The following is a 12,094-nucleotide window of genomic DNA, read 5'->3' as shown; positions in this document are numbered from 1 at the left end:
CATGACGGCGGCCCACGGTCCAAAGCCGGAGTGAGGGCACACCGAGCCTAAGCGAGGTGCCGAGTGGTGGGGCAAGAGCGTTTTGCTTACTTTTGCGCTGTTCAAAAGTGAGCCGCTGTAAGAGCGGAACCAATAGCAGCCGTTACCCAAATAACGGATATACACCCAAAACCTCCCTAATCGTGCAAAGCCTTAGCCGCCCCCAACAACCCCCGAAACTTCAAATATCGCGCCTGCAAAACAGCCTGTTGAGCGCCGTCCGGGAAAAACCGTTGCTTCACCGGCATCCCCGCCTGCAACAGCGCCGCACCCTGGCCGCTCGACAGGAACCCCAACTTCGCTGCACCAATACACGCCCCCAACTCACTGCCATGCAACGTATAAATCTCCCGCCCAAGAATATTGGCCAACAACTGCGCCCAATACTCACTGCGCGCCCCACCACCCACCAACGCACAAGCCCCCACCGTGGCCCCGGCCGACTGCACCGCATTCAGTGCATCCAGCAACCCGAACCCGACCCCCTCCATCACCGCATACCCCAACATGGCCGGCGTGCAGTCATGCCCCAGGCTCATGAAACCACCCCGCAACAACGGGTCGTTATGGGGCGTGCGCTCCCCCGCCAAATACGGCAAAAACAACGGATTGGAAACCGGCACGCCCTGCCCGATCGGCCACTCGGCCTGCACCCGATCCAGCAACGCCTGCTCATCAACCGACCCCGTCAACCGCGTCACCCACCGCAAGCAACTGGCCCCGGCCAGCATGGCGCCCATGGTGTACCAGCGATTAGGCAACGCATGACAAAAACTATGCACCGCACTCGCCGGATTCCCCGCCGAGTGATCAGTAATCGCCACGATGGCCGCACTCGTACCGAGGGTGATAAACGCATCACCCGCATTCACCGCCCCTATGCCCACCGCCGCCACCGGGTTGTCTCCGCCACCGCCGGCAATCACCAGGCCCTCGGCCAAGCCCAGTCGCCCCGCCGCAGCCGCATTCAAACAAGCACTGGCCGCGCCACCTTCTACCAGCCGTGGCATCTGCGCCCATCGCAAACCCGTGGCCTGCAGCATCGGTTCAAACCATTCACGGTTGGCCACATCCAGCCACAACGTCCCCGCACCATCGGACACATCACTCACGCGCTCACCACTCAGGCGCAGGCGCAGGTAGTCCTTGGGCGACAGCACGCAATCAATGGCGCTGAATACCGCCGGTTCATGCTCCTGCAACCACAGCAGCTTGGGCGCCGTGAGACCGGCCATCGGCAAGCTGCCGGTGACGTCGGCAAACTCTCTGCCCAAGGCTTCAGCCTGGGCCATGGCACGGGAGTCATCCCAGAGAATCGCCGGGTACAACACCCGGTCGTCTTGCCCCAGCAATACCGCCCCGTGCATCTGCCCGGACAACCCGATGCAGTCGACACGGCCGTAGGCATCCGGCTGATCAGTGCGCAGTTGGTCCAGAGCCTTCAGGCATGCTTGCCACCAATCCTCAGGCGCCTGCTCGGACCAGCCTGCGTGCGGGCGTGAGACCGTCAGCCGCGCGCCCGCATGGGCGAGGACGTTGCCTTGCTCGTCCATCAGGATCGCCTTGAGTTCCGAAGTGCCGAGATCAATGCCAAGGGAAACCGCGTTGTTCATATCAGGGGCAGCCGCATGAGTTACGAATCTTCAGGGTGGGCGCGAGCCGCACGCTGTGTGTTTTACGCTTGGGCGACGCCATGCGCTCAAGCAGCAGGTTGACCGCCCGGGCGCCGAGTTCCTGGACCGGCTGTGCGATCAGGGTCAGGCGTGGCACAAAGAAATCCGCCCAGTCAAAATCATCGAAGCCCACCAGGGCCATCTGCCCGGGCACGTCGATATTCGCATCACGCAAGGCGTGCATCGCACCCAGGGTCATCAGGTTGTTGCCCGCCATGATTGCCGTGGGCGGTGTTGCCAGGGCCAATAACTGCGCGGTCGCTTGCCGTGCCGGCTCGCTGCTGGAGCCGCCGTTGACCAGCAACTGCGGGTCAAACACCAACCCTGCCGCCTGCAACGCGGCTTGATAGCCGGCCACTCGTTCATCGGAAGTGCCGAGCCCCGCGCGCCCGGAAATAAAGCCGATGCGCCGGTGGCCATGCTCGATCAAGTGCGCCACCAAAGCCTGGGTAGACAGGGTATTTTCCACCCCGACCTGATCGAAACGATCACACATCATCCGGTCCACCAGCACCGCCGGCACTTGATTGGCCTGCAGGTATTCCAGGGCCAGCGAACCGGTAGACGGCGCCAGCAGAATGCCGTCCACCCGCCGATGGTGCAGCGCCGTGACCACACGCAGTTCCTGTTCGGGATCGTCGTGGGTATCGACAAACAACATCATGTAGCCGTGCTTGGCGCACTCGGTTTCAATCGCGTGCACCGTTTCGCTGAAGTAGTGGTTGGACAGTGCCGAGATCGCCACGCCAATCGTATTGGTGGTGGACCGCGCCAGGGAACGCGCCAGCGTGTTGGGGATGTAGCCCACCTGCCGGATCGCGTCCTGCACCGCTTGCACCGTGTCCGGGCTGACCTTGCGGGTGCCGTTCAAGACGTGGGAAACCGTCGACGTCGACACCCCTGCAATTCTTGCCACATCCTCCATGGTTGCCACGGTGCTCACTCCTGGGTGCTTTTAATGCTTGCTTGACCAACCGGCGTAGGAACCGACGTTATCGCGGGTTATCAATTTTGGCGCCAGCAGGGTAACCGCTTCGGCGGGTTGTTTGTCATTGAGAATGTCATTGCCGACATTGACGGCGGTCTGGGCCATGGCCCATGGGTCCTGGCTGGCGGAGGCCTGGATCAGGGTGTCGGTCTTCAGGGCATTCTCGATGTCCGGCGCGCCGTCCACGGAGGTGATGATGATGCCGCTGCGTTTCAGTTGCTTGGCCGCCAGGTCGCTGCCGATGGCTTGCGGGTCGTTGATTGCGAACAGGCCGTCGATTTTCTGGAAGCGCGTCAGGTAACCCTGCATCACGTTCAAGCCGCCTTCGCGGGAGCCTTTGCCGTCCTGGTCATCTGACAGCACCTTGATCTCCGGGGCGCTGGCCAGCGCGGCTTTGCACCCTTTGACCCGATCGGTCACGGCGGTGACTTGCGGGCCGTTCTGAATGATCACATTGCCCTTGCCCGACAGTTTGTCGACGATGAACTGGCAGGCGAGCTTGCCGGCCTCGACGTTGTCGGTCTGCACCGTGGCATTCACGCCCTTGGCGTCGACGTCCACGGCCACCACCACGATCCCGGCATCACGGGCTTTCTTGATCGCCGAGGCCATCGCCGACGGGTCGACGGCGTTGAGCAGGATCAGGTCGACCTTGGACGAGATGAAGTTGTCGATCTGCGAGAACTGCTTGCTCAGGTCATAGTCGGCCGACACCGAGGTGACTTTCACCGCCGGGTTCAGCTCCTTGGCCCGCGCCGTGGCACCGTCGGCCAAGGTCACGAAATACGGGTTGCCCAGGGACCCCATGCTGATGCCGATGGCTTTCAGTTCACGGGCTTGCACCGCCTGGGACATCAACACGGCAACGCCCAGGGAGGCGACAACAGGAAACATGCGTTTGAAGTTCATGATGACTCTCTTGTGATTGTTGTTTGAGTGAAATCAGGTCCGCGCACCGGACTGGCGATAGCGATCCAGCGCCACCGCGCCAATGATCACGATGCCCTTGATGATGTACTGCCAGATATCCGAGACGCCCAGCAGCACCAGGCCGTTGGTCAATACCGCGATGATCAGCGCACCGATCAGAGTGCCGCCGATGGTGCCGACGCCGCCGGTAAAACTGGTGCCGCCGAGGATCACTGCGGCAATCGCATCCAGCTCATAGGATTGCCCCAGCTGCAGGCCATTGGCGGCGAACAGGCGTGACGCGCTCATCACCGCGCCGAGGCCGGCTAGGGCACCGGACATGGCATAGACGAACAGCAGGACCTTCCACACCTTGATCCCCGACAGCCGCGCCGCTTCCGGGTTGCCGCCCACGGAGTAGATTTGCACCCCCATCACCGTGCGCCGCAGGATGAACCACGACAGCGCAATCACGGCCACGGCAATGATCACCAGCCAGGGCACGCCCAGCACCGAATCGTTGCCAATAAAGGCAAACGGCAAATCAGGGTTGAACACGGTTTTGTCGTCGGCCAACAGGCGTGCCAAACCGCGCATGGCGGTCAGCGCACCCAGGGTGACGATAAACGGCGGCAGGCGCATGAAGGCGATCAGGCCGCCGTTGACCAGGCCCAGCAACAGGCCGAAGCCAACCCCGGCGGCAATCCCGAACATGCCGAACTGCGGTGACATCGACGCTTGCAACGCAACCACAGCCGAAGCCGCAAGAATCGCTCCCACCGACAAGTCGATGCCCGCCGTGAGGATCACAAAGGTCATCCCCGCCGCCAGCACCACGTTGACCGACGCCTGCTGGGTGATGATCGACAGGTTCTGCACCGTCATGAAGTTTTCGCTGGCCAGGGCAAAGCCCACCAGCAACAGCACCAGCACCGGCAACATGCCCACCGTGCGCATCAGTTCGCGAATACGCTCAGCCTTGCCGATCGTTGCCACAGTCATGGTGTTGCTCCCGCTTGTCGTTGAATTAGCCATGGGCGGCCACCTGCTCGCTGCCGGTGGCGAGGTCGATGATCGCCTCCTGGGAAATATCCAGCCCCGATGCCCCGCCCACTTCGGCTACCAATTGCCCTTCGCGCATGATCAGCACGCGGTCGCAGGTGCCGATGATTTCCGGCAGCTCGCTGGAGATCACCACGATGCCCACGCCGGCCTTGGCCAACTGGTTGATGATGCGGTAGATCTCGGATTTGGAGCCGATGTCCACGCCACGGGTGGGCTCGTCGAGGATCAGCACATGCGGCTTGACCTCCAGCAGCCGTGCCAGCAGCACCTTCTGCTGGTTGCCACCGGACAACGCGCCGACGTTGACCTTGCCCGACGCCACGCGGATCGACAGGGACTTGATCGCATCGCGTGAGCGTTGTGCGGCGTGGCCACGGTCGAGCACGCCACCGGCATGGGCATCCGGCACACACGCACAGACGTTGATGTTGTCGGCCACGCTCATGTCGAGAAACAGACCCTGGGCCTTGCGGTCCTCGGTGAGGTAGACGACACCGGCACGAATCGCATCCGCCGGGTTGCGCAGTTGGGTCACGGTTTTGCCGACCACCTCCAGGGTGCCGGAGGTGCGTGGGTCGGCGGCAAAGATCAGCCGTGCCAGTTCGGTACGCCCGGCGCCCACCAGGCCGGCGATGCCCAGCACTTCACCGGCGTGCAGGTCAAAGCTGCAGTTGCGCACGCGCTTGCCGTCGGCCATGTCACGCACGCGCATCACCACCTGGCCGGGGTCGTAGGCCGCATGTTCCTTCTTGTAGAAACCTGACAGGTCGCGGCCCACCATCATCTTCACCAGCACTTCGGCCGACAGCACGTCCCGCGCCAGTTCGCCGACGTACTCGCCGTCCCGCAGCACCGAGACCCGGTCCGACAGCTCGTAGATTTCCGCCATGCGGTGGCTGATGTAGATGATCGCCAGGCCCTGGCTGCGCAGCTGTTTGATCAGCGCGAACAGGCGGTCGGTCTCCCGGGAGGACAGCGGCGTGGTGGGCTCGTCCATCACCAGGATTTTTGCGTGGGCATGCAAGGCCCGGGCGATTTCCACCAGTTGGCGCTCGGCGATGGACAGGCTGCCGACGCGGGTGGTGGGCAGGAACTCCGCACCGAGCCTTGCCAGCACCTCGGCCACCCCGGCTTCCATGCCCTTGCGGTCGATGGTCCAGCCACGGCGCAGTTCACGGCCCAGGTAAATGTTCTCGGCCACCGTGAGGTTCGGACACAGGCTCAGTTCCTGGTAGATCACGGCAATGCCGAGGGCTTTGGCGGAGGCTGGGTTGTAGCTGGCGACGGGCTGGCCATCAATGCGGATGGTGCCGCCATCATCGGCCTGGTAGGCACCGGAGAGGATCTTCATCAAGGTCGATTTGCCGGCGCCGTTCTCACCCATCAAGGCGTGGATTTCACCGGGGTAGACCTTCAGGCTGACGTTCTTGAGCACCCGCAGACCGTTGAAGGTCTTGCTGATGCCCTGCATTTCAAGCAAGGGTTCAAGGCTCATGACTGAGCTCCTGGTTTTATTATTGTTGTGTTCGGGCGTTTGCCGATGGCAGTCATCGGCAGACCTGATTGCTGCCGACTCTAATCAGATACATTTGCTTACGCAAGCGCTTGCGTCAGCCGTTTATCGTTTGATTAAACGTTTCACCTGATGAATAAATGTTCACCCAGCGACCTGGAGTGATTAATTGCAGATAAAACCGCCGTTTTTCCACCTCCACCTATCCGATTGAGTGCTTTTCTAAAAATAACACCGCGTTTGGCCACTACGATCCCTGTCGGTTGCGGTTTATCTGCTATCGTCCAAAGACCTCATCTCCTCCTCATCGCGCCTGCGCGATCTTCTGTGAGCATGCTCTGCGGCGCCGCCTTTGGCAGCGTCGGGCCTGAAGTTCACGGAACACTGCACCATGGACAACTCTTCAGTCGACAGCCCGGCGGAGCCGCAATCCCGGGCTGAAAAAATCGTCGAATTCAAACGCCAGAAAACCCTGCTCAAGGCCGGCGCCTTGCAAGATGCGATCTTCAACAGCGCCTACTTCTCCAGCATCGCCACCGACGAAAAAGGCGTAATCCAGATTTTCAACGTCGGTGCCGAACGCATGCTTGGCTACGCCGCCGCCGATGTGCTGAACCGCGTCACACCGGCCGACATTTCCGACCCCGCCGAGCTGATCACCCGCGCCGCCGCCCTCAGCCTGGAACTGGACACACCGATCACGCCGGGCTTTGAGGCCCTGGTGTTCAAGGCCTCCCGGGGCATCGAAGACATTTACGAACTGACCTATATCCGCAAGGACAACAGTCGCCTGTCGGCCATGGTGTCGGTGACCGCCCTGCGCAACCGCAACGACGCGATCATCGGCTACCTGCTGATCGGCACCGACAACACCGCGCGCAAGCAGGAAGAGGCGCAACGCAAAGGCTTTGAGCGCGCCCTGGAAGAGAAGAACCTGGAGCTGGAACACGCCAGCCACATGAAGTCCGAGTTCCTTGCCACCATGTCCCACGAGCTGCGCACGCCGCTGAATGCGGTGATCGGTTTTTCCGAGGCGCTCAAGGACGGCCTGGTGGGCGACATGAGCGATATCCAGCGCGAGTACATCGGCGATATCTTCACCAGCGGCCAGCACTTGCTGTCGCTGATCAACGACATCCTCGACCTGTCCAAGGTCGAGGCCGGCATGATGGACCTGGAACTGGAAGCCGTGGAGTTGGCCGGCCTGTTGGCCAACAGCCTGCTGATCGTGCGGGAAAAGGCCGCATTGCAGCGCATCCAGTTGAAACTCGAAAGCCCGGACGACTTCGGCGCGCTGGAACTGGACCTGCGCAAGACCAAGCAGATCATCTACAACCTGCTGGCCAATGCGGTGAAGTTCAGCGAGCACGGCGGCTCGGTGACGCTCTCGGTGCGCGAGGTGAATCGTGGGCAAGTGGGGCAGATTCCCGGCGACTGGCCCACCCACGGCTTTGCCCTGCAACCCAGCGAGCAGCAACAGTTCCTGGAATTCAGCGTCAGCGACACCGGCATCGGTATCGCCCGGCACGACATGAGCAAGCTGTTCAAGGCCTTCAGCCAGATCGACAGCAGCCTGGCGCGCAAATTCGAAGGCACGGGCCTGGGTTTGGCGATGGTCAAGCAACTCACCGACCTGCACGGCGGCAGTGTCGCCGTGGCCAGCCGCGAAGGTGCCGGCGCGCGATTTGTGGTGTGGCTGCCGCTGCACCGTGCCGCGGATCCGGAGGCCCCATGGCCGAAATCCTGATCGTCGAAGACAACGAGGCCAATATGCGCCTCGCCCGCCTGTTGCTGGTGAACGCCGGCCACAGCGTGTTGTGGGCCGCCGATGCCGAGACCGGGCTGACCCTGGCCCGGGAAAAACAACCGGCATTGATCCTGATGGACATCCAGTTGCCGGGCATGGACGGCCTGGCAGCCACGTCACTGCTCAAGCAGGACCCTCATACCGCGCACATCCCGGTGATCGCCCTGACGGCCATGGCCATGAAGGAAGACCGTGACAAGACCCTGCGGGCCGGCTGCGATGCCTACATCATCAAGCCCCTGCGCTACAAAGAGCTGTACCAGGTGATCGACACGCTGCTGCAAAAGAACATTACTCCCTCGACTTGAGTCCTCTCCATGGCCAGCCAACCCGCAACGCTGTTGATCGTTGATGATGAAATCCAGGTGCGCAAGCTGCTGGAAACCCTGCTGCGCCACGAGGGTTACCAGACCGTGAGCGCCGCCAGTGGTGAAGAAGCCTTGCAGTTGGTGGCGCAGCGGCCGCCGGACTTAATCCTGCTGGACATCATGATGCCGGGCATGGACGGCTATGAAGTGGCCAACCAGCTCAAGGGCAACCAGGCCACGGCGAACATTCCGATCATCATGCTTTCGGCATTGAGTGAGTCCAGCGCGCGGCTCAGTGGCCTGGAAACCGGTGCTGAAGAATTCATCAGCAAGCCGGTGGAGCGGGTCGAGTTGTGGCTACGGGTACGCAACCTGCTGCGGCTCAAGGCCCACGGCGATCGGTTGAAAAACCATAGCCAGTTGTTGGAGCAGCAACTTCAACACCACCAAAATGAGTCCTCGCGGTTGAATGTGCATGACCTGGCGCGCCTGGACCTGGAAAAAGCCCTGCGCCTGGCTGTCGAGCGCGAAGAATTCGTGCTGCATTACCAACCCAAGGTCGAACTGGCCAACGGTCAGGTGTGCGCCCTCGAGGCCCTGCTGCGCTGGGACCGGCCCGGTTACGGTGCGGTGTCTCCAGCGGTCTTCATACCGATCCTGGAAAGCCAGGGCTTGATCGTCACGCTCGGGCGTTGGGTGATCGACAACGTGTGCCGCCAGATCGCAGCGTGGCAATCCGGCACGGTGGGCGCGGTGGAGGTATCGGTCAACGTTTCGGGGCATCAATTGATCGAGGGTGACCTGATTGCCGATATCGCCCAGTCCCTCGCCCAGGCCGGCGTGGAAGCGCATTGGCTGGAAGTTGAATTGACCGAAGGCTCGCTGATGGAGAACACCCAGCACACCATCGCCAGCTTGCAGCGCCTGCGGGCGATGGGGGTGAAGATCTCCATCGACGACTTCGGCACCGGCTATTCCAGCCTGGCCTACCTGCGGCGGTTCCCGATTGATACGCTGAAAATCGATATCGCGTTTATCCGCGAAGTCACCAGCAACCCGCAGGACGCGGCTATCACCCGCACCATCATCGAACTGGCCCACAGCCTGAAGCTGCGAGTGGTGGCCGAAGGCGTGGAAACCCAGGCGCAGCTGGAGTTTCTGCGGGAAGCCGGCTGCGATCAGATCCAGGGGTATCTGTTCAGCCGGCCTTTGCCGATGAAGGAGTTGGAGCGCCTGCTGCTGGATAAGCGCAGCCTGGTCAGGCCGCAGCCTCACTGACTTCGAACAACCCCACCAGCTTCTGCAACTTGTTGGCATTGACCCGCACGGTTTCCGCGCTGGTCTGCAACACCCCTACGGTCAGGCGCATTTGCTCCGAAGAGTGGCTGACCTGCTTGATGGTCTTGCCATAGTCGAGGCTGCGGGCGTTGAGCTGCTGGATGATGCTGAACATGCTCTCCACCGCCTGGTGCAGGTGCACGTTCTCCGAGGAGGCGTCCTCGGCCAGGCGCAGGCTGCTGTCGACGTTGGTCACGCCGTTTTCCATGAAGCCTACGGCCTTGCGGGTTTCGCCTTGCAGGCCCTCGACCATCTGGCGAATGTCTTCCGCTGCCTTGGAAGTACGTGACGCCAGGGTGCGGACTTCGTCGGCCACCACCGCAAAACCGCGGCCATGCTCGCCCGCCCGCGCCGCTTCGATGGCCGCATTCAGGGCCAGCAGGTTGGTCTGGTTGGTGATGTCGCTGATCAACCCGGTGATGTTGCTGATCTGTGCCATGCGGCTGTCCAGCAGTTGCACGCTTTCCGAGGAGCGCTGCACCACATCGCGAATCGACTGGGTGCCGACCTGTACCGCGAGGAATTGCTCGCGGGCCCGGCTGACCACCTCGTCCATGGCCTGCTTCATTTGCTCGGCGCTCACCGAGGCTTGCTGGATTTCTCCCAGTTGCTCTTCAACGATGATCATCATGCGGTGGGTCGCGTCGGCCACTTCATGGGACATCAACCCGGCCGCCTCGCTGCGGCCGAGCATCAATTGGTTGGTGTTGCCAACGCTGTGGCTGGCCTTGACCACCTGGCCGACCACCGAATCCAGGCGGTCGATGAAGCTGTTGATCCAGCGGCTCATGTCGCCGGTTTCGTCGTTGACCATGCGCCCGCTGTCCAGGCGTTGGCGCAGGTTGCCCTCGCCTTCGGCAATGGTGCGGATGACCTCGGTCATTTCATTCAGGCGTGCGGCCAGGCGCCTGGGGCCCACGCGGCTGAACAGCAAGGCCGCGACGACCATGCTCAGCACCTCGCACGCATCGGTCCAGGCGGCGGGCAAACCACTGTAGTGACGGACCAGGAAGTTGCAGGCAAACAGGCCGGCCATGGTCGCCAGATAGGGCTTCATCAAACCATGGCTCAGGGAGCGCCGGCGGTAGACCTCTTCCAGGTCGGCCTCGCACATCATGCCCCAGCGATCCGGCGAGCCCGGCAGTTCGAAGGTCACGCCCTTGCCCACCACCGGGATGTGACGGTAGTCGGAATAGCCGGGATAGGTGACAAACAGGTTCGAGCCCTTGCGGATGGTTTCCCGCACGCCGGGGTGCAGTTGTTGGGTGGCGGGGTCGATAAACCGCAATTCCAGCTCGGTGTGGCGCTGGATCTGTACGGTTTTCCAGGGTGTGTGCACGCCGCTCTTGAGATTTTCACCGTGGGTGAAGGTGCCGTCCTCGAAGCGTGAGCGGGACAGCGCAATGCCCGGCTGCAGCGCCGGGTCGAAGCGCGATTGCACCATGAACAGGTAGTTATCGCCGGACTCGGGGAAGATATGCCCGGCCTCGCGCTGGATCAAATCCCCGAGTATGTCGTTGGGCACCCGACCGCAGAGGCAGCCGACCACCCTGCCCTCGCGGGTCAATGGTTGGTAGAACATCAGGGTCACTTCGTCATGGAAGCGCGAAGACGAAGGGCCGATCTGCAAGGTCAGCGGGTCGCTGTAGGGACCGTGGAGGAATGGCGCCTTGAGCCCGGCGGCCAGGGCTTGTTGATTGAGCGCGCGGTGACTGGCCTGGCTCCAGGTACTCGCCAGTAATTCGCCCTTTGGGTCGACGATAAACAGCTCGGAGAAATCCCCGGCCTGGTGCAGTTTTTCCAGCAGCAGGCTGTTGTCGGTGAGCACGGAATCGCGGGCCAGTGTCGTGGCCAGTTCGTTGAGGTGTTCCCACTGTTCGCGGGTCCAGGTTTGCAGGAGTTTGACCCGGGTTTCGGCAATGGCCTCGAAGGTTTGCTCCATCACCGGGTACACCGCGCGGTTGAGGTGGCAGGACCAGCCCATGGCGAACTTGCCGGTCTTGCCCCACCAGGGCAGCCAGCTTTTCTCGGCGGAAGATAACTGCATCGTGCTGCTCGACAGGCTGCTCATGGCGGACTCCGGGAGTGATGTCTAATTGCCATATTTCAAGGCAATTAATGCGCCAATTAGCTAGCTTGCTATTGATTAGGCTGTTTGGCCTGCCATGCGGGTCAACGGGAGCGAGCTTCCTCGCTACAAAAAGCTGCATGCAATCAAGAGCATGCACCAGCGGGTGGCAGTGAGATCGCTTGTCGGGTGGGATGTCCCAGGGGGGCCGTGGTTTTCGAGATCGAATATCGGCGGAATTTTGGGGGCATATCCGTTATTTGGGTAACGGCGGCTTATGGTTTCGCTCTTACAGCGAGTCACTTTGCAAAAGCGGCAAAGTAACCAAAGCGCTCTGCCCCGCCTGTCGGCGCCTCGCTGTGGCTCGGCGTTCCCTCACTCCCGCA

9 protein-coding genes are annotated in these 12,094 nt (G+C 61.9%); 3 read left to right on the top strand and 6 right to left on the bottom strand.

The window, feature by feature from the left end; translation table 11 throughout:
• Positions 1–176: 176 nt before the first annotated feature.
• The 5 genes from xylB to HX814_RS30655 are packed head-to-tail and all read right to left on the bottom strand — an operon-like array spanning position 177 to position 6,169.
• Positions 177–1,652 carry a xylulokinase gene (gene xylB / locus HX814_RS30675; protein ID WP_177009861.1) on the bottom strand — a complete coding sequence of 492 codons (1,476 nt, stop codon included), beginning with the start codon at positions 1,650–1,652 and terminating at the stop codon, positions 177–179.
• Between the two features lies 1 nt (position 1,653).
• A complete protein-coding gene (locus tag HX814_RS30670; protein ID WP_177009862.1) occupies positions 1,654–2,646 on the bottom strand; it encodes a LacI family DNA-binding transcriptional regulator in 993 nt (330 codons plus the stop codon).
• A gap of 21 nt (positions 2,647–2,667) precedes the next feature.
• Positions 2,668–3,609, bottom strand: coding sequence for an ABC transporter substrate-binding protein (locus tag HX814_RS30665; protein WP_003209710.1), 942 nt, complete (start codon positions 3,607–3,609; stop codon positions 2,668–2,670).
• A gap of 33 nt (positions 3,610–3,642) precedes the next feature.
• Positions 3,643–4,611 carry a hypothetical protein gene (locus HX814_RS30660; RefSeq protein WP_003209708.1) on the bottom strand — a complete coding sequence of 323 codons (969 nt, stop codon included), beginning with the start codon at positions 4,609–4,611 and terminating at the stop codon, positions 3,643–3,645.
• Positions 4,612–4,636: 25 nt separating this feature from the next.
• Positions 4,637–6,169 (bottom strand): sugar ABC transporter ATP-binding protein, encoded by a 1,533-nt coding sequence (locus HX814_RS30655; protein WP_177009863.1) that lies wholly within the window; start codon positions 6,167–6,169, stop codon positions 4,637–4,639.
• Between the two features lie 409 nt (positions 6,170–6,578).
• Here HX814_RS30655 and HX814_RS30650 point away from each other — a divergent pair, with 409 nt between their 5' ends.
• Genes HX814_RS30650 through HX814_RS30640 form a run of 3 tightly spaced genes read left to right on the top strand, consistent with a single transcriptional unit; the run spans position 6,579 to position 9,580 of the window.
• Positions 6,579–7,934 (top strand): HAMP domain-containing sensor histidine kinase, encoded by a 1,356-nt coding sequence (locus tag HX814_RS30650; protein ID WP_177009864.1) that lies wholly within the window; start codon positions 6,579–6,581, stop codon positions 7,932–7,934.
• The gene (locus tag HX814_RS30645; RefSeq protein WP_008430409.1) at positions 7,919–8,302 is read left to right on the top strand and encodes a response regulator; all 384 of its coding nucleotides are present in this window, start codon (positions 7,919–7,921) and stop codon (positions 8,300–8,302) included. The genes HX814_RS30650 and HX814_RS30645 overlap by 16 nt, the downstream gene beginning before the upstream one ends.
• A 9-nt stretch (positions 8,303–8,311) precedes the next feature.
• Entirely contained in the window at positions 8,312–9,580 is a 1,269-nt protein-coding gene (locus HX814_RS30640; protein ID WP_003209700.1) for an EAL domain-containing response regulator, read from the top strand.
• Here HX814_RS30640 and HX814_RS31840 read toward each other — a convergent pair.
• The gene (locus HX814_RS31840) at positions 9,561–10,196 is read right to left on the bottom strand and encodes a methyl-accepting chemotaxis protein (RefSeq protein ID WP_371132487.1); all 636 of its coding nucleotides are present in this window, start codon (positions 10,194–10,196) and stop codon (positions 9,561–9,563) included. The genes HX814_RS30640 and HX814_RS31840 overlap by 20 nt on opposite strands.
• Positions 10,197–12,094: the final 1,898 nt, after the last annotated feature.

The sequence above is a fragment of the Pseudomonas sp. C8002 genome, from assembly GCF_013385765.1.
GTDB lineage: Bacteria > Pseudomonadota > Gammaproteobacteria > Pseudomonadales > Pseudomonadaceae > Aquipseudomonas.
The sequence above is the reverse complement of the archived record's forward strand: the minus strand, read 5'-3'. Positions and strand labels throughout refer to the sequence as shown.

Excerpts from the sequence above, each read along its gene's own strand:
- HX814_RS30655 (WP_177009863.1), bottom strand. The coding sequence starts at position 6,169 with ATGAGCCTTGAACCCTTGCTTGAAATGCAGGGCATCAGCAAGACCTTC.
- HX814_RS30645 (WP_008430409.1), top strand. The coding sequence starts at position 7,919 with ATGGCCGAAATCCTGATCGTCGAAGACAACGAGGCCAATATGCGCCTC.
- xylB (WP_177009861.1), bottom strand. The coding sequence starts at position 1,652 with ATGAACAACGCGGTTTCCCTTGGCATTGATCTCGGCACTTCGGAACTC.
- HX814_RS30640 (WP_003209700.1), top strand. The coding sequence starts at position 8,312 with ATGGCCAGCCAACCCGCAACGCTGTTGATCGTTGATGATGAAATCCAG.
- HX814_RS30665 (WP_003209710.1), bottom strand. The coding sequence starts at position 3,609 with ATGAACTTCAAACGCATGTTTCCTGTTGTCGCCTCCCTGGGCGTTGCC.
- HX814_RS31840 (WP_371132487.1), bottom strand. The coding sequence starts at position 10,196 with ATGGACGAGGTGGTCAGCCGGGCCCGCGAGCAATTCCTCGCGGTACAG.
- HX814_RS30650 (WP_177009864.1), top strand. The coding sequence starts at position 6,579 with ATGGACAACTCTTCAGTCGACAGCCCGGCGGAGCCGCAATCCCGGGCT.
- HX814_RS30660 (WP_003209708.1), bottom strand. The coding sequence starts at position 4,611 with ATGACTGTGGCAACGATCGGCAAGGCTGAGCGTATTCGCGAACTGATG.